This window comes from Chryseobacterium sp. UYP7 (assembly GCF_056279225.1).
In genome coordinates this window covers 1-17,422 of sequence record NZ_JBWBQW010000004.1, presented here as the reverse complement: position 1 = coordinate 17,422, position 17,422 = coordinate 1, and the positions used below count along the sequence as shown (strand labels likewise).

Here is a 17,422-nt window from a genome sequence, read left to right as displayed (position 1 = left end):
CCGTTGAAAATATGACTTACTTTCAGAAAAACAAGAAAAACATTATTATCGCTGTAGTCTCCACATTGCTGGTGGCGTCTTTGATCGCGATCTGGCTGCAAAGAAAATCTGTTGATCCGGATGATATTGTAGCAGTAGCATTTCCTGCCAATTTATCGTTGGGCGATTCCTTAAAATTTGAGGATAAGACCGACAATGCAAAAACAAAAAAATGGGATTTCGGCGACGGAAAAACTTCTGAACGTGGCAAAGGTGTACACTTTTATTCCAAACCGGGTTTTTATGAGGTGAAACTCACCATCGATAATAAATATACCAAAACATTTCCTATTTTAGTTTCTAACAGAATTGTAGATCAACCTATAATATTGGCAAGTCCTGCGACAATTGACGGACCTTCGCAAGCAATGCAGTTAGAAAATGTAGTTTTTCGTGCAGTGTCTCCCAATGCCAAATCATTTACCTGGAAGTTTGGGGAAACAGGAAACATTGATTCTAAAGAAAAAATGGGCTTTTATTCTTATAAAACGCCCGGAATTTATACGGTGACCCTTTTTACGGATGACAGTATGGAGCCGATCACTCATCAAATCAGAGTTTTGCCTTCATACAATCCTATCGAAGCGGTAGAACAGGATATTTCTACCACCGTAGACGATACTTATAACGAGATAGATGATGATCTGAAAAGAGTTCTTCAGCAAATTGCGTATGGGAATAACTTCAATTCAAATTATAATTATCTGTTGAATTCTTATTTCTGTAATAACGATAATGTTGCAGTAACGGTGAACGGAGAAAAAATAAAGAACCTTTATTATTACTGTACAGGATTGCAATTTGATAAAAGCAATATTATTCAGGAAGTTAAAACTACTTTTGATAATAATCAGACCTGTATCATCAAACTAGAAATTACTCAAAGCAAATAGACCCTGTAACCCTAAAACATCACTATGAAAAATACGATCTCTACCATATCTTTACTGGGAGCAGGAATTATTCTTACCGCTTGTGCAGTTAGAGTGCCATCTGTTAAAACTCCGGCGCCCAACTATTACGGCAATGTAGAACAGACTTTGGTTATTAACGGTTTTCCGAAAAAAGCTTCGCCCTGGGTTGTTTATTCGGACCGGGAAAAAAATACCGTTTACCTGAAAAAGGAAAAAAACGAGTCTCCAAAAGAAATTAAATTTTTAGAACCTTTGTTGGTTCTTGATCATAATAAATCGAGAAAACTGGTAAAAGTTGCAGAATATAATGCCGATGCACTCCTGAAAAAACTACCGGGCAAATCTGTAAAATCGTATGGTTGGATCTCCGAAGATAATTTGCTGCTCTGGAGCAATGCTGTTACGGAGAGACTTTCGGGATTTACTTTGAAGGCTTCTGTGGTTCCCAATAACGTTGATGTGATAAAAAACGCTGCTGCCTATTTAAAAAATGATTCGGCGCTTGTTTATTCTTCGCCAAGTCTTTCTGAGCCAATTGCTAAGAAATTACCTATTGGACAAATGGTTTACATTTATAAAAAATCTGCCGATGAGAGAGGATATTTGATTGGGCAGAAACCGAAGTTCAGTATGGATAGTATTGCCAACAACATGTACGGTTGGGTAAGCTCAAATATGATCTCGACCTGGGGTGAAAGATCAGCTATAAAATTAGACAGCAATTACGATTACGCCAATGTGCCGACTTCCGGGATTTATAATACACTTCCAGAATTTACTACAGAAAGTCCCATTATTGCCCTAACAGATTCGAAAGATAGAAGCGTTTTAGAAAATATCTTTCCAACCTCCATTAATCTGAATAAAAATTCTACTAAATATTTTACGAACGCTTTTGATTACAGTCCTAATTTTATTTTTAATGCGATCGGGGAAAAACTTTCATTTAACCGATATAAAGAGATTACGAGAAGAAGTAAGCATTTAAATATTGTTTTTACTTTAGATGTAAGCGCAGAAAACAGATCTTATTCGCCAATCGCGAAATCGATCATTCAGGATATTCAGCTTAAAATTAATAACTTATCTTACTATAAAAGCGTAAAATATAGTGTTGTTTTATATAAGAATAACCCTTGCGGCTCAAATGTGATTGCCTCGGTTTTATCGAGTGATTTCAGTGGAATATTCAAATATATTGATGAGAAAACTGCGGAAATGACGTGCGAAAGAGTAGGCGGACAACCGGTAAATGAAGCTTTGGCAACTGCCGGAGAATTACTAAATACGGTTCCCGACGAAACCAATATCGTTGTACTCATTGGTTCTACCGCAGCGAGCAGTGTAACTGACGCCAGTACGATCCGAACTTTATCGAGTGCGAAGGCGAAAATGATCTCTTATCAAACGCAGTCTAAACCTTCGGATATTTATAACAACTTCGTTCTACTCTCGGAAAATGCGATTACCACCACATCCAGAAACATAGCTGAGTTAAACAAAGAGAAAGTGGCAGATCAGAATTTCATTATCAATAAAAATAATTTCAACCTGATTGAAGGAGACGAAGGTGTTTATTCCCTGGATTATCCAAATAAAAGTATGACGCAGGGTTTTGTAATTTACCCAAAAAGAAGAGAAACAAACAGCAATGCCTTTCTAATAAAAGCTTTAGATACTTTATTGGTTCAGGTGACTCACGAAAACCGATTTACAGAAAAATCACTTACCTCTTATTTTAAATCAGAAGTAGGTTCAAACAAAACGATCTTGGAAGGAAGATATGCCTTTAGATTTCCGGGTGCGCCAACGCCTTTGCCTGTACCAGTTTCGTCGGAGTTACTATCGTTTGATTACCCTTTCTTAGCTTCTGGTTTTATTCCGGTTGCCTTAAGAAAACCTGTAGATGGTGTTCATAAAGGGATCTTGATCTCAGAATCGGAATACGAAAATCTTCGGATGATGTACAATGAGATCTATAAAGCGACTGATCCCGATAATAAAAATTTCAATCAAAACCGTGCAATCTCCAAGTTTGTTTCCATCATCCAAAAGAATGATCCAACGATCGAAGAATTATCTTCGAGTGCACTTTACGGCAAACCTATGAGTACTGCAGTAGCCTTGAGTACCGGTTTCGATAATTCTGATGAACAAATAATGTCGCAGTTTATTTTGAAAGGCTGGAAAGATAAAAAAACGGTGAGTAAAGAGATTGTTCAAAAATACTTTAAGAATTATCAGTTGTTAGCCAACCGACTTTTAGAGAATAAAAATAATCCTAAAGTAAAAATTATACAGAACGGAATGACTGTTTACTGGTTGAACGAATTTTTCATGCCGACCGTTGACGATACAGCCGCACTTTAGGAGGTGTTTTGTAGTAGAACTACTACAATTTATTTCTTTTTAGAAAATGATGGTTTTTTTAGTTTTAAGTGCTGTACTTTTGAAATAACAAATCAACAATATTAATTAAAAATTTAGAAATTATGGCAGTAGACAATTCAAGAGGCGTACTGAAGTTCAACGGAGGTGCGGCACAAAAAATTTTAAAATTGAATTATGGTGTTCAGCGTTCTACCGATGTTTCGGGTCGCGTAGCATCTGATCCATCTAACGCATTGGTAAGAGTTACCGTTGAAGCAACAGAAAGTTCTACAATCTTAGAAAGTTTGCTTAACGGAAAATATAAACCAACAACCGGAGAAGTAACCTTTAACAAATCTCACGAAGAAGGAACATTAATTACATTAAACTGGGAAAACGGTTATGTTATAGAGCACGAATTAAGTTTTGATGCGCTTAATGACAATAATATGCTGATCTCATTCCTGGTTAGTGCAGAAAAAATCAATTACGGCGGATCTGCTTATGAAGGAGTTTGGCCAGGTAACTAAAAATAAGTCCCGCTGCATATTTTTTATGTAGCGGGCTTTTAAAATCACCATGAAAAACATTTTTACAAAATTACTCGTATTGAGTTTCACTGCAGTTCTTTTTTCAAAGGGAACTGTTTTTGCGCAGGTACTCACGGTAACCGATAAGTCAGATGCGAGTGTGAACCGAATTAGAAGCACCATTAATGCGAACCGCGAAATCGTAAACTATATCGAATATACTTTGGTAAGCAGAGGTTTACCGAGACATTTACGCAATCTTTCTTTATTGGAATCGGGATTCGCGAACAGCAGTATTTCTACTGCAGGTGCCGTTGGGATCTGGCAGATCATGCCGGATCATGCGCAGGATCACGGATTAAGTCAGGCAGACCGCGCCGATGTTTATCGCAGTACGCAAACTGCTGCAAATTCATTAACAAGAATGTATAATAAATATCATGACTGGATCACAGTTTTAGCGGCCTATAACTGTGGTGAAGGTAATGTTGCGAAAGCAATGGCTCAAGCAGGTTCCACCAATTACGAAGATTATTATATTTATTTGCCCGACGAAACCACGAATTCCATCAAAAAGTACATCAACGCGTGTTATGCGACGGGAGAATTAGATGATCTGTTTAGAAACAGCAAAGTAAAAAGAATCACATCTGCGCCTAAAACAATAAAAGTAAAAAGACCTGCCTCAACTTTTACGAAAGTGGAAGTTAAAGATCCTTCACTTTTAGGAACGCAGATCAATTCAGGTTATAATTTAGAAGTGATCGCGAGTTTTTTAAACGTTGATTTAAGCGACATTAACAAATGGAATCCGGACATTACGAAGAAATTAAGAGACCAGTCAGATGTTACTTTTTATTTACCACCGCAGGAAATGGCAACGTTCGAAGGCAATAAAAATAAAATATTACGGCTTTCGCTTGTTCCGTAAAAAAAGTCATTAATTAGTACCAAATACTCGATTAAATTTTATAATTTAATCGAGTATTATTTTAGATACAAATGTGATTATTATGGAAAGTTCAAATTACTCCCTTCCGTTTAACCCGTCTTCTTTAATGAAAGAAAATGGTGCGATCCAAACCTGCGATATGGCAGAAAGTATTGCGCAGAATATTATGCTTCTTATCATCACCAAAAAAGGAGAGAACCGTTATGATGACCAATATGGCAACGATGTCTGGAATCTAGAGTTTGATAACGGTGTTTCATCTGCAGGCTGGGAAACTTTATTCATTAACAGTCTTAAAAGACAGATCGCAGATTACGAACCCCGCATCGTAAATCCTCAAATCAAGGCACATATTATTTTCGTTGAAAAAAATTATGACACTCGGTCTTTCACAGAAATAAAAAAGAAAGTCAAAATCGCCATCAACGCGAAATTAGAATCTACCGGTGAACAGTATAATTTTGTTACGGAACTCTTTTTAAGTCCAATGTCTATTGACTAAAGTTAAATAAAGATGAATTTAGATCAGAATATCTACTCCAAAGAAACTATAAAAGCCAGAATGTTACAGAACGCCACCAAATTATGGGGCGTAAAAAGCGTTCAATCCTTAGATCCATTTGTTAAATTACTGATCGATGCTTTTAGTACCGAAGTTTTCAAGGCAAATAATGAGATCCAGAATGTGAACAGCAGATTATTGGAACGGTTAGCAAAAATGCTGACTCCAACAAAATATACACATCCCGCTCCGGCGCATGCCATCGCTTTTTATATGCCCGAAGATGATTCAGAACTGCTCATGAATTATGATGAATTCTTCTTCAAAAAAAGCATTAATTCTTACACGAAAACACAATCCGACAAACAGATCGATGTTGCTTTTACGCCAGTTAACGACATTAATGTAATTAAAGCGCAGGTAACCACCATGATCGTTGGCAATACCTGTTATACTTTTGATGAGAGCCTGAACCGGGTTCCGATTTGTCGTGTAAACAGTAGGGTAGAAGATTACCGAAGAGTGACGATAGGGATCGATGTTTCGCAATATAACGCGGGGAAACTACCCGAAAAATTAAGTTTATACTGTGCAAATCTTGCTTTTGAACATATCGATTATGTGTACCGGCTTTTGCCACACGTAAAAGTTACGAGCAACGGCAAGCCTTTGCAGATCAGTCCGGGAAGAACGTATGAAGACCAAAACAGTTATTCAGGTTTCGAAGAAGTTTTCCGGGAGCAGTCTATACGCTACAAAGTCACCGAAGACATCAAAAAAATATACAATCATAAATTTGTCGAAGTTGAAGGTGTTTCTGATGACCTGATCATTGAAAAAGGATTTTTTCCTTTTGAATTACAGCATCTTCGGGAAAATACGCCACAGCTGGAACAAATTATCAAGGATCATCGATTCGTTTGGTTGACTTTTGAGTTTCCGCCCCAGTTTACGGAGCAGATCTTAGATAATTTTTCTTTTGCTTTGAATGCTTTTCCAATCTATAACAGAGCCTGGAAGAAAACGGAATATGTCCTCGACATTATGGGAAACAATATTCCGCTCGAAACTGCAGAAGGTGAATTTTTTCTTTATGTTCAGGAAGTTGTTGATGGTCTCGGTAAAAAATATGACGAAATCCCATTTACGCCAAATGACAGCTTGAGTAAAGGTTTATACACGGTTCGAAAAGGAGGAATGGAACGCTTCAGTAAAAGAAATGCAGTTGATCTAATGATTCACGTGTTAGAATTAACCCGTGATGAGGTTGCTGCTTTTTCCGTTTTCAACAGAGATAAAGTGAAAGATGTGCTGAGTGAAATGTCGGATAAAATGAAGGGCATGATCAAGAAAGTAGAGAATGCCGACAAATCTCTGGTAGAAGATGTGAACTATGTAATTATAGAGCCAATTGATTCTACGGTACACTGTTACGCGTCGTTCTGGGTAACGCATTGTTCACTTGCCAATAATATTCGACCAAGTACCGTTCTTAATTCTCAGGAAAAAACAAAAAGAATCACATTATTGACGGATACAACCGGTGGTGATCTCGAACAGAAAGGTGCGAACAGCATTCAGGCTTACCGCTATGCGTTGATGACGAGAGACAAAATTGTGTCTGTAGAAGATATTAAAGCCTATTGTCAAATGATGATGAAGGATGATTTAAAATCTATAAAAGTCACTCGCGGCACGATCATTAGCGACAAACCAAAAGAAGGCTTTGTAAAAACGGTGGACATTAATATTATTCCGCACAGCTATTCTTTTTACGGAAAAGGCTATTGGGATAACCTTGCCGTTGTCCTCACGAATAATATTAAAATGCGAGCCATTGACGGCGTCATTTACCGAGTGAAAATTTTTGAAGAGATCGCAGTAGATGTTTAGGCATTATGAATTAATCAATTTAAGTTGATTGATCTTGCTAAATAATATTAAGGAAGAAAAATCGCGTAAATGCGGTTTTTTTGATATGATCTTAAAATTGATTTTTTTTAAAACTTGTTCGAAATAATTTACCTATTAATTGAGATAGATGATGGTGCAAATCATCTTAAAAATTAACTAGCTTTGGTTTTTATCAACAAATTCCTTGTAGTGGAGTTTATTTCAAAATGTTCTAAATGGTAAAATTATTATTGATAATTTTTTCTAAAATTCCTAATTACATTTATAAACTTTACTGACCTTCTGCTTCAATAATTTCATCTAGAGTTTCTTCCAGAATATTAACCTTTTTCATCTCGTAAGAAGAAACGATCTTATTTGTTTCAAAAAGTTTAATTATTATCTCTTGGCATTCTTCATCGGTCGCGTATCGCTGATCATTAATAAACTCAGGTGGGTTTGGGATATCGACCAACCATTTGTTGTTTGCTACTAAAACAAACTGAATGGTTTTATCGGCATCGTCGATCATCCCGAAATAATTTTCAAGTTCTGAATTTAAGGTCGAGAAAATCTCCAGAGCTTGAGTGATATTTGCGTTTTGAGGATCGTCTGATGGGATGCCTTGCCGTGTTTTGTAGTTGTGAAAGAATATTTTCATAATGATAAATTTAATAAATGATGAGAAATTCGGTTAATTTACTGGTGTGGTAGCGACTATACTGACACCTTCACTAGCCGCTAGATCTTTTGCCATTGCATTAGCTAAATCGGCACTAGCTTTCTCTGAAAGCCAAGTACCAACAAATGAGAGGAAAAATAAAAATCCTTCGCCTGAAACCTTTGCAATTTTCTTGAAGTTAATTTTGGCAGGAATTAATTGTCATTCCTCCACCTGATTGATTTGCATAAGAATCTGCCAGAACACTAAAGGTCCACTCGCTAAGAGGTGATACCAATAATGGTAAAATTAAACCAACAGCATTCATCCCGCTAAAACCTTTTGCAGCCTCAGATTTCATACCTTTTGTAGTCTCAGATCTATGCTGGTTGATAACAGTATTACCTTTTCTGCTGGTTCTCTCTCTGGGATAAATATTTCCATTTCTTCGTCTCATTGCTTCTACAGCTTCAGATCCTGATCTTGTCTTTTTCATCTCAGTAACTATTTCTGCAGTTCTAGCTTCTCTTTCAGCGCGCGTTCCCTTTAAATTCATAATTTCCTTTATATACTTCTCGTTTTGCTGCTGTCGGTAAAGATCAAAAGAGTGGTCTTTTATATTCCCTACAGCGGTTGTTTGTGAAGTTCCAATGTATGGATCATCTGGTGAATCTACTGCAAAACCATTTTCCATATTTTTTCTGGCGTCCAACATTTCATCGTAGGTTTGATCTCCATTCTCATTGCTGTATAAGGATTGCATACCTTTAGCTTCTAAATTAGAAAGTGGTTGATAAATCAGATAAGCACCTACAACTCCTACTGCTACCTCTTTTCCACCGGCTAAAAGACCAGCTCCAAGTCCACCACTCAACATTGCAGTTCCACCGGAATATCCTACAGTAAAACCAAACAATCCGCTGATCACTGCAGTTAATCCAACTTCGCCCATATTCCTGAAAGCGACATTTTTTGCGGCAGCTTTTGCCTCATCTTCATCAATAAAGGGAGTTAAAATTCCTGGTCCTGCAGTACAGGTTAAAAAGGATTTTTGAGTTAATGCTTTATTTTTCTCAAACTTCACTTTTGAATGCGGATTTACCCACTCAGTAAGATTAGGATTACATTTTGTGCTGTTTGAAGCAAGGGCTAAAGTAAGTCCGGAACCAATAATTACAGTAGCTAAAACACCTATTATAATTGCACCAACTCCGAACGTTAATACCAAAAATGCTACTGCAGCCGCAATTGCTAAACCTGCAATTAGTCCTCCAAAAAAGAAACCCCAACCTGCAGCCTGTCCCCAATTACTTTTACACTCAAAATCATCTTTTAAAATTTTATCAACTTCTGTTAATAATGGTTTTTTTTCTGATTTGTAAATAACACTTAGATTCCAGAGATTAGGATCTGCTAGCAAAACTCCAGGGGAAGGATTTACCTGATGTGAACAGACGATAAACGATTCTTGTGGCAAATATTTACTCATGATAAAATGTTTCTTTGTAATATATACTTTTCGGAGATGAAGACAAAGTGGTACTAATTTTTTCGGTGATTTCAAAAAGAATTTTATACCTGTTTATAAAATTCTGAAAATCCACATCATTGTCTTTATTATATATCAAATAATTTTTTTTTGACTTACTGTAAATAACAAAGTACTTTATTGAACCGCTCACTGTATTTATAAAAAAAACGGTCTTCTCTATTTCTTTTTTGTTTAATTCAAAATTTTTTTTTCCTTGAGATAATGATAAACCGTTATTCAGGAAATTATAGTCCACTTTATTTTTACCCAAAATTATTTTAACCGTAAAAGAATAAGTTACTGAAACAAAAATTAAAATAAATGGAAGAGAACTAATAATCATTAGTAAAGCACCTTTTGCTCTAAATAAAATCTGAAGATCTGCGATATATGGCGTAATAAATTTATAACTAAAAATAGCGGTTAAAATATAGATGAGCAGTAAGAAAATGAAATAAATATACATTTCAAAAAGACTTCTGACTCCTCCTATGAAAGATTCTTGTGCTGAATCATTAGTAAAGTTTTTTTCTTTCATCAATATTTTTTGCAATAAAGCTCCTTTATTGTTATCTTTCAGTAATAAATCTATATTTTTTTCACCACGTATTTTAATAATATTTTTATCAATTTCCAATTGACTTTTACTAATTACAAAATTACCATCACCTTCGACAAAAAAAGTTAGTAACTGATCTTCAGAAATTTTAAGGACCACTTTTTTAGAAAACAATCCGAAAATCATTTTATAGCAAAAAATAAAGATCAGAAAGTAAAAACTTAAAAGCAGAAAACAAATCATTGGTAGACCAAACAGTTGTATGAGATGTGTTTTTACTTCAAACAAATAATCCCATCCAGGTACAAAATAAGAAAATATAATTACCAGAATGATCGCTAGAAAAAAAGCTACCAATCTTTTATTGCGGGCTGGAACCGTTTTCAAAATTATTTCCTCATTCTTCATTACCAACTTTTTTCAAGTTAAATATACATTCAGACTTGATGTTATTTTCGATATTTTCGATGATTGAAAGTTCAGCTTTAATGATAACTTTGGTTTTATGATTATAAGTGAAAAGATTTCTCATATCCAATTTATAATTTGAAAACTTGTATTTAATTAATGGTTGGTGATGTTTTTCGTAACCTTTGCTCACCTTTTCCAATAATTCTTCAGATTCAATCGTTTCCCAAACTTTTCTAACTGTTACCAGATCGCCCTCCACTTTTAGAACATCGTACCTCATATTCATAGGAACTACAACATCCGGAAATAGCTGAGACTGATATTCATATATCTCAGTTTCTAATTGTTTGTGTGGCAGGATTAAATATTTATCAAGCAATACTAAATAAAACAAATCTCTGTTAAAATCTTTTTGATCATCATAAACTTCTAAAAACTGTAAATCTCCCTGTTTTATTAAATTTTCATATTCCTGAGGTTTTGTCTGCTTAATTACATTCACAAATTCAATGTCAGATAATTCATCATTTTTAAATTGCTCCCATTTTTTCGGTAATAGATCTTTATTTTCAATTTTTAAAAATCTTCCGTTTGAATCGTATTTGATCAAGCAATTATTTCTTATAAAGTCCACTTTTGAGATGAAATCAAAAATTCGGGAAAGTGCAGGTGGATTAAATTCGTAAAAAAAATCCAAAAGACTCACTTCAACTTCATTCTTTGCCTTATTTAATTTAAAATTGTAAGTGACCGTTGTGCTACGCAGACTTGAATAGACTGTGCTTTGATTTTCTGCATCTTTCCATGACATTTTTTTAAGTGTAGAAAAATCAGTATAGGTTATAACAACTGTAAACAGAGTATAAGCGATCCATAAATAAACTGAAAATGAAGAAAAGAAATCCAAGTTAAGTCTCGTCATAAATTCATATTATTAACGATCTCTATTACTTTGCTCAACTGAGTCTAATATTTTAAAATTTATTTGGGTATTGATATTTCCATTTTGTCGTGCTTTTTTTAGAAAAACTTTTGCTTTATCTAGATCTCCTTTATATAAATAGCTCATTCCTAAGGCAATCAATAGTTTATCGTAATCCAAAGTTCCTTTACCATAATTTTTATCGTGAGCTTCTTGCAAATTTTGTATGGCATTTTTATAATCGCCAATATTTAAATAAGATGAACCTAAACCTAATAAAATATCAGGATGTTTTTCTTTATCCACGTGATTAAAATTAAAGATTGCCAGCTCAGGTTGGTTTCTTTCGTAGGCTTCCCATCCTGACCTGTATGATTTGGAATCTTCGGAGGTGAAAAAATTTTCTTTTACAATCACTATTAAAAATCCAAGAGCTATAATACCGACAACTATCTGAATCATTTTTTTCATACTTATACTAATAGATTAATTATTAAAATTATAAAAAGAAATATTAACCTTCCTCCAATCTTCATTTCTGAGATCATATTTCTATCTTTTTCGATGTTAATTTTCGGTAGTTTTTCAAAAGAAAACACTAAGAAATAAGGTAGAACAAATATAAAAAATGCAAATAATATGGAATAGTTAAATTTCCAAATATCCAGAAGTAATAGAATTTTTGATGAATCACCTTTAATAGTTCTTAAGCCAAAAAATGGAAGTGAGACTAACTCTTTTAATTTGCCGCCAAATAAATCTTTCCTGAAAACAATCTTTTTCTTTAAAATTTTCTCAAGATCACATTTTCTTGTATAAAAAGATATATCAACATGGCTAACATTTTTATCAATGTTCCACATCCATGTATTTAATCCTTCTAAAATCCCAGGATACTTTCGACTAATTCTTACATTATCTTTAACAAAATTATATGTTACGGTTGTACTCCTCCGGCTGGAATAAACAGTACTCTGGTTTTCTGCATGATTCCACTCATGCCTTTCCATAGTAGAAAAATCGCAAATAGTTAATCCTATAGAAAATATGAAATAGGTCACACCTAAAAGAAATGTAATTAAAAATATCCGAGATTCTTTAAAATTGATCATTAAGTTAGTCTTTACCTGCTACCACGTTTATTTTGGCTCTAGCGCTGGCTTCTTCTCCTTGCATCGCATTTATCAGATCTTCAGCTTGATCTTTGAGTATAAAATTACTTATCCCTTTATAAGCATCTTGCATAAAGCCTAAAATAACACCTCCTCCTTTTGGACCATCTTTCCCGAACGTGGGTAGCCCTTTTTGATCTAAGTAAGCATTCTTTAGCGAATTTCTTGTAATAGAACTATAATCTGATTTGGTTAAAGAACTATATTGAGAATTGGTCGTTGTTGTAGTTCTTTCAATTTCTTGATATCTTCCACCAAAATCTTCATCGATAACATTTAAACCACGAGTTGTATTAGGATTTCGACCATCTATCGTCCCTGAAACACGACCATTTCCACTTGTTGTTGTAACACCGTGTTCCTCTATATCATCTAAACGTACAGATGTTGTTCTATCTCTAATAATATATTCAGAACTTCTGTTGCCAATTGTTTCCTTACCGACACCCGTAGCTCCGCCAAGATCATTTGCATGTTCTTCTACACCTTTATTACCATCTGAATTTAATAAATTATGATTTTGAACTAGATTTTCTGGGCTAGTTTCGAATCCATCAATATAGTCTTTAATAGTATTTCCGTCACCTGTTGGAATGGTTGAATAAACCCCTCCCTTTGCCTGGTCAATTCCAAAACCGACACCATATGCAACACCTGTAGAAAGTCCTATACCACCAAGATAATTCATCCCTGCAGCCCAACCAAAAGTGGTTATTGTTGTCTTTGCTGTTACGGCAGTCGTACCAATTGCAGAAAGTGCTGGATACAATAAATATGAAAGAGCTACTACGCCCACTACATTTATGGCAGTTCTCCCAAGAGTAATATCTGTAAACTCACTTGCTGCTTTTTCTGAATAAAGAATCATGACATTTCCACCTAATAAACAGGGAATTTGTGAGTTTTCCAGAAGAGGAGCTTTCCCACCAGTAGTTACGTTAGTATCAAATGGCATCCATGTTTTTAGCAGCATACCACATATCGATGGTACTATTGATACACCTACACCAGCCGCTGCACCAGCTGCTGCAATAGCTGCCACTGCCAATGCACCACCAGAAACTATTGAACCCGCAACTAATGCAATACCTACGACAGCTCCAATAATAGCACCTGCAACCGCCATTTTTCCACAAATAAAATTTCCGCTAGGTCTATCGTCAATAGTAGCTTTGAAATGTCCACCTGCAATTGTAACGCTGCTTTGACTTGTTACCTTTATCTGCTGCTTTTTCATCCCATTGGAGCATACAAGCCAAGCTCCGTCAGGTACATATAATTTACTCATTTTTTAGCTTTTAGTTTAATTCTATTTTGTGAGACGTTAAATAAATATATTTGCTACTTGCTTGCTCCTTTATATTTGAATGACACAACATCAATTTCCCTTTCTCAATATCGTAATGGTACTCTATAGACCATGTAAATGTGTAGTTAAAATCTTCTTGCAAGAATTCTCTAAGTTTGGTATTATATATCTCACATAAATGTTGGTTATCAGTAGTATTTGCTTCTGAATAAAATTTTATTTTAGCAATATTTCCTTGTTTATCCACTTTTCTTTTAGTAATAATGTTTACCTTTTCATTACTAAACACCTGTGAATTATAATATCGTTTTTCTTGCACTACAAATTTTCCAATATCATCATACTCCTGGTAAACTTCTTCAAAAAATAAATTGTAAAGTATATTATTTTTTAACAAAGGTAATGTGTCGCTAAAATCTTTATCGCCCCCTTCCAATATATTTTTCTCCTCAAGCGTGTCACCCATTTCAAGAAGTAAATTATTTCTTAGAATTTCCCAAGTATTTTGTATCTCCTGCTGATTACTGATATTTACTACTTTTCCCTTGGTATTAAGTTCTAAAGTGAGATGCTCCAATGGCTTATTAAACTTCTGCATGTATTCTGCGAACTGTCGATAAATTGACTTAATATATTTTATTTGATGAGATTTTTGTAGTATGTTTCCATAAAATACATTTCCTTGTTTCTCCTTTTTAAATTCCCAAAAAATTTCAGTTTCAGAATCAACAATAGTGTTCCCTGAGATTTGCATATCGACCTTTTGAACAATATTATAAGAGCTTTCCGATATTTCAGATTGTTTCAAGCTAATAATACTTGCTGACTCTTCTCTATTTTTCTTTTCTATTAAATTACTTTCCGAATCAGGTAATATCAAATAACTAGTCCATAGTGGCAACAAATCATCATCTTTTATCCACTCATGAGGTTTTGAATTGCTATTATGAAAATCTTTTAAAGACGGGACGGTTATTCCTAATTTTTGAGAAATTGAAAGGACTGTATCTCTTTCTTTTATATGATATTTATGTAATTCCAAATTCTTTAATTTTCTATTATTTGACTACCTGATATAGTTGTGGTACCATTAAAAATAGCTTTAGCTGGTGTTGCACCACTAATTGTTGATGATGTAACCGCATTTATTTCTATTACATCACTAACTATTTTAATATTGCAAGCTGAAATTTCTATATAACTTTCACCTACTTTCAACGTAACTTTCGTTGCACCGTTTAGATCAATAACACCGTCTTGTCCCATTGTCAGAATACTTTGTCCTTTACCGACGTCTGTTGTGTGCTTCGAGCCTACATTTGTTGTGTTATTATTAGTAACTGTTTTAGTATTATCGTTACCTACAGTCACACTTTTATTATTATTTGTATTTGTTACAGCATTCCCCGCACCATCAAACTTCATATTCGCACCGCCTTTATCAGTTAAGAAAACAGAACCTTCACCGTCATGCAGTTCTAATTTATTCCCACTTTTACTGCTCAAACTTTTCACATTATTTCCGCTTCCGCCACCACCGCCGACTTTTCCATGGAACATCGATCCCATCACGAAAGGTCTGTCTGGCAATTGATGCTGAAATCCAACCATCACTTGATCTCCAACTTCGGGAATGGACATAAATCCTCTGTTTTTGCTCACCTTGTCGCTTCCACCAGCATCGGGAGTCATTACGCGAATCCAGTCTGTGTTGTCGGGACCGTTTTGCCAGTCGAATTGAACCTGAACACGGCCTTGATTTTTTGGATCAGCATTGGCAGTGACTTTCGCAACCTGAACTTCAGATCTTGGAGTTTCAAAATCGGGTCGTGGCATAAAGCCAGTATCCGCAGCGATGGCTTCAAAATGACCTTCATAATATCCTCTTGCATCTACCTCATGAGTAACTTCTGTGATCATTAATTTTGTAAAATAATTGGTAGTTACTTTTCCTGGTTTTCTCATTTCAATGTCTGCCGGACAACCTGGATACATAAAAGGAACCGTAGTAGTACCGGAAGTGATAAAAACATCTACGGCCTTACTTCCTGCAGAACCTTTTTGGGAGGCGCCAATATCCATGTCGGTGCTCGCTTTGATGGGAGCTAACCGAAGTGCTGGAGTTGTAAAAGTTTCCTGAGAAATGTTATAAGCCCGCTTTGCGATATCTGAAACATGATTAATGGTGGATGCGCCAGTTGTCAATTTTTTATTTTCACTGCTGTTGTATCCGTAAAACGAAGGTTGTACGTGTTGCGCTTTCATACGAACTTTTACATCATTGATGTTGCTGCCATATTGTAAGGTAATGGGTTTCTCCGGAGGTGGCATTTGTCCAAAATGTAAAACTTCGCCGTCGTAGAAAAACTGTTCGCCATAAGCTTCCGCCATTCGTGCTAAATAATTGTAATGCGTTTCTTCATATTGTGCACTGTAATCTAAACTGCCATATTTTGCATCGACCCTGTAATCGTAAAAGCTTTTGTTAATTCCCTGTTTGATGACGTTGTCAGCGATCGTATTTAAACTGACAGATTGCGTGCCGCCAAAACTTTGTGTGTGTTGGGAAGCGTCTAAAAGAATCGTAGGACTAAATCCTTCAATCACAATATCACCAAGACTTCCTTTTTGCTGACTGAAACCAACTTCTGTAATCACACCCACGAAGGTTCTTTCGGGACCGTCTATAACATCTTTGTATCGAAAAACTACCGTAAGTCTTTTTCCTAAAAATTTCTGACCGACTTCTAATTGGTAACTTTCTTCCTGGCCCAAAGCATCATGTGGAATGATCAAGCTAAAACGGTGATGTTTTACAGCACTTTGGGTCAGTTTAAAATGCTTAAAGTTTTTGATGATTTCTCCATTAATGACAATCAGAAGTTTTACAACACGATTAATTCCTTGCAGTGCATTTTCAACAATTCCTTTAGCATTGTGAATTTTTGAAGTGGGATTGTTGCCGGACCAAAGATTTTCGGTAGAGTGGGGCAGTTTATCCTGAATGATTCCGTTGGGATTCTTTACCAAATTCTTAGGCAAATCACGTAAAGAATTGCGATCTTTTACAGAATCTAAACCTGTATTCTTAAATTTTGGGTTGTTATTTTCTTGGAACATAATTTTACAGTGATTTGGTTAATAATAAAAAATGAGGTCACGTTATAAAGGGACATAAAGAGGAGAATAGTTTCTTCCTAAAATCTTAACGTTTCTAAAGAAAAGATTTGCAGAAGGTTTAATAACTATTAAAATGACAAAATAATGCATTCCTTAAAATGCATTATTTTAGTGGTAAAAAATGTAAATATCCTCTTACATTCCCGGCCAAACACCTTCGTAAGCACCGCCACCGTAGTTAATCTTTTCAGCGCTGATGACGAATGAGATAAGCATACTGTTGCTGTCGATCGCATCAAAATCTACTTCGTGCTGAATTACGTAACCATTTTCCCAGTTCAATTTGATCAACGTTCCTTCTTCGTGGGATTTATTGAAAGTTACTTCGCCAACTGTTGGTTTGTATTTTCCGTTCAATAAAGATTCGATGATGTCTGATTTATCAGTCGCTTCAATGGTTACTTTAATGATCGCGTTGCTCGGATCAGAAGCTACTCTTCCTGAAACATCGGTAGATCTCGCTACGCTGTAGTTCAG

At 35.2% G+C, this 17,422-nt stretch carries 16 protein-coding genes; 6 read left to right on the top strand and 10 right to left on the bottom strand.

Translation table 11 applies throughout. The annotated features are described in order from the left end of the window. The first annotated feature begins 11 nt into the window (after positions 1–11). The 6 genes from ACZ9HT_RS09455 (at position 12) to ACZ9HT_RS09430 (ending at position 7,200) form a co-directional block, all read left to right on the top strand. Positions 12–932: a PKD domain-containing protein gene (locus tag ACZ9HT_RS09455; protein ID WP_476040242.1), complete on the top strand. Its 921-nt coding sequence runs from the start codon at positions 12–14 to the stop codon at positions 930–932. Positions 933–956: 24 nt separating this feature from the next. Continuing rightward, entirely contained in the window at positions 957–3,323 is a 2,367-nt protein-coding gene (gene tssR, locus ACZ9HT_RS09450; RefSeq protein WP_476040241.1) for a type VI secretion system protein TssR domain-containing protein, read from the top strand. Between the two features lie 122 nt (positions 3,324–3,445). Continuing rightward, positions 3,446–3,853 (top strand): type VI secretion system tube protein TssD, encoded by a 408-nt coding sequence (gene tssD, locus ACZ9HT_RS09445; protein WP_476040240.1) that lies wholly within the window; start codon positions 3,446–3,448, stop codon positions 3,851–3,853. A gap of 49 nt (positions 3,854–3,902) precedes the next feature. Further along, positions 3,903–4,784 (top strand): lytic transglycosylase domain-containing protein, encoded by an 882-nt coding sequence (locus ACZ9HT_RS09440; RefSeq protein ID WP_476040239.1) that lies wholly within the window; start codon positions 3,903–3,905, stop codon positions 4,782–4,784. Between the two features lie 82 nt (positions 4,785–4,866). Further along, positions 4,867–5,307, top strand: coding sequence for a GPW/gp25 family protein (locus ACZ9HT_RS09435; RefSeq protein WP_476040238.1), 441 nt, complete (start codon positions 4,867–4,869; stop codon positions 5,305–5,307). Positions 5,308–5,319: 12 nt separating this feature from the next. Continuing rightward, positions 5,320–7,200 carry a type VI secretion system baseplate subunit TssF gene (locus tag ACZ9HT_RS09430; protein ID WP_476040237.1) on the top strand — a complete coding sequence of 627 codons (1,881 nt, stop codon included), beginning with the start codon at positions 5,320–5,322 and terminating at the stop codon, positions 7,198–7,200. A 292-nt stretch (positions 7,201–7,492) separates the two neighbouring features. Here the strand turns inward: ACZ9HT_RS09430 and ACZ9HT_RS09425 are convergent, their stop codons facing one another. From ACZ9HT_RS09425 to tssD (ACZ9HT_RS09380), 10 genes are all read right to left on the bottom strand, one after another. Further along, the gene (locus ACZ9HT_RS09425) at positions 7,493–7,861 is read right to left on the bottom strand and encodes a hypothetical protein (RefSeq protein ID WP_476040236.1); all 369 of its coding nucleotides are present in this window, start codon (positions 7,859–7,861) and stop codon (positions 7,493–7,495) included. A 199-nt stretch (positions 7,862–8,060) separates the two neighbouring features. Then, positions 8,061–9,350: a hypothetical protein gene (locus tag ACZ9HT_RS09420; RefSeq protein ID WP_476040235.1), complete on the bottom strand. Its 1,290-nt coding sequence runs from the start codon at positions 9,348–9,350 to the stop codon at positions 8,061–8,063. Beyond that, positions 9,343–10,359: a hypothetical protein gene (locus tag ACZ9HT_RS09415; RefSeq protein ID WP_476040234.1), complete on the bottom strand. Its 1,017-nt coding sequence runs from the start codon at positions 10,357–10,359 to the stop codon at positions 9,343–9,345. The genes ACZ9HT_RS09420 and ACZ9HT_RS09415 overlap by 8 nt, the downstream gene beginning before the upstream one ends. Next, a complete protein-coding gene (locus tag ACZ9HT_RS09410) occupies positions 10,349–11,173 on the bottom strand; it encodes a hypothetical protein (protein ID WP_476040233.1) in 825 nt (274 codons plus the stop codon). The genes ACZ9HT_RS09415 and ACZ9HT_RS09410 overlap by 11 nt, the downstream gene beginning before the upstream one ends. Positions 11,174–11,296: 123 nt before the next feature. Next, positions 11,297–11,746, bottom strand: a complete 450-nt coding sequence (locus ACZ9HT_RS09405; RefSeq protein WP_476040232.1) for a tetratricopeptide repeat protein — start codon at positions 11,744–11,746, stop codon at positions 11,297–11,299. Between the two features lie 11 nt (positions 11,747–11,757). Next, entirely contained in the window at positions 11,758–12,396 is a 639-nt protein-coding gene (locus ACZ9HT_RS09400; protein WP_476040231.1) for a hypothetical protein, read from the bottom strand. Between the two features lie 4 nt (positions 12,397–12,400). After that, positions 12,401–13,744 carry a PAAR-like protein gene (locus tag ACZ9HT_RS09395; RefSeq protein WP_476040230.1) on the bottom strand — a complete coding sequence of 448 codons (1,344 nt, stop codon included), beginning with the start codon at positions 13,742–13,744 and terminating at the stop codon, positions 12,401–12,403. A 10-nt stretch (positions 13,745–13,754) separates the two neighbouring features. Continuing rightward, positions 13,755–14,807, bottom strand: a complete 1,053-nt coding sequence (locus ACZ9HT_RS09390) for a hypothetical protein (protein WP_476040229.1) — start codon at positions 14,805–14,807, stop codon at positions 13,755–13,757. 5 nt (positions 14,808–14,812) lie between these two features. Then, entirely contained in the window at positions 14,813–16,885 is a 2,073-nt protein-coding gene (locus ACZ9HT_RS09385; RefSeq protein ID WP_476040228.1) for a type VI secretion system Vgr family protein, read from the bottom strand. A 195-nt stretch (positions 16,886–17,080) separates the two neighbouring features. Continuing rightward, positions 17,081–17,422: type VI secretion system tube protein TssD (gene tssD / locus ACZ9HT_RS09380; RefSeq protein ID WP_476040227.1), on the bottom strand; the 342-nt coding region annotated here is incomplete at its 5' end.

Coding starts and splice junctions, on each gene's coding strand:
- ACZ9HT_RS09430 (WP_476040237.1), top strand. CDS start 5,320: ATGAATTTAGATCAGAATATCTACTCCAAAGAAACTATAAAAGCCAGA.
- tssD (WP_476040240.1), top strand. CDS start 3,446: ATGGCAGTAGACAATTCAAGAGGCGTACTGAAGTTCAACGGAGGTGCG.
- ACZ9HT_RS09420 (WP_476040235.1), bottom strand. CDS start 9,350: ATGAGTAAATATTTGCCACAAGAATCGTTTATCGTCTGTTCACATCAG.
- ACZ9HT_RS09425 (WP_476040236.1), bottom strand. CDS start 7,861: ATGAAAATATTCTTTCACAACTACAAAACACGGCAAGGCATCCCATCA.
- ACZ9HT_RS09400 (WP_476040231.1), bottom strand. CDS start 12,396: ATGATCAATTTTAAAGAATCTCGGATATTTTTAATTACATTTCTTTTA.
- tssR (WP_476040241.1), top strand. CDS start 957: ATGAAAAATACGATCTCTACCATATCTTTACTGGGAGCAGGAATTATT.
- ACZ9HT_RS09385 (WP_476040228.1), bottom strand. CDS start 16,885: ATGTTCCAAGAAAATAACAACCCAAAATTTAAGAATACAGGTTTAGAT.
- ACZ9HT_RS09435 (WP_476040238.1), top strand. CDS start 4,867: ATGGAAAGTTCAAATTACTCCCTTCCGTTTAACCCGTCTTCTTTAATG.
- ACZ9HT_RS09440 (WP_476040239.1), top strand. CDS start 3,903: ATGAAAAACATTTTTACAAAATTACTCGTATTGAGTTTCACTGCAGTT.
- ACZ9HT_RS09410 (WP_476040233.1), bottom strand. CDS start 11,173: ATGTCATGGAAAGATGCAGAAAATCAAAGCACAGTCTATTCAAGTCTG.
- ACZ9HT_RS09395 (WP_476040230.1), bottom strand. CDS start 13,744: ATGAGTAAATTATATGTACCTGACGGAGCTTGGCTTGTATGCTCCAAT.
- ACZ9HT_RS09455 (WP_476040242.1), top strand. CDS start 12: ATGACTTACTTTCAGAAAAACAAGAAAAACATTATTATCGCTGTAGTC.
- ACZ9HT_RS09405 (WP_476040232.1), bottom strand. CDS start 11,746: ATGATTCAGATAGTTGTCGGTATTATAGCTCTTGGATTTTTAATAGTG.
- ACZ9HT_RS09415 (WP_476040234.1), bottom strand. CDS start 10,359: ATGAAGAATGAGGAAATAATTTTGAAAACGGTTCCAGCCCGCAATAAA.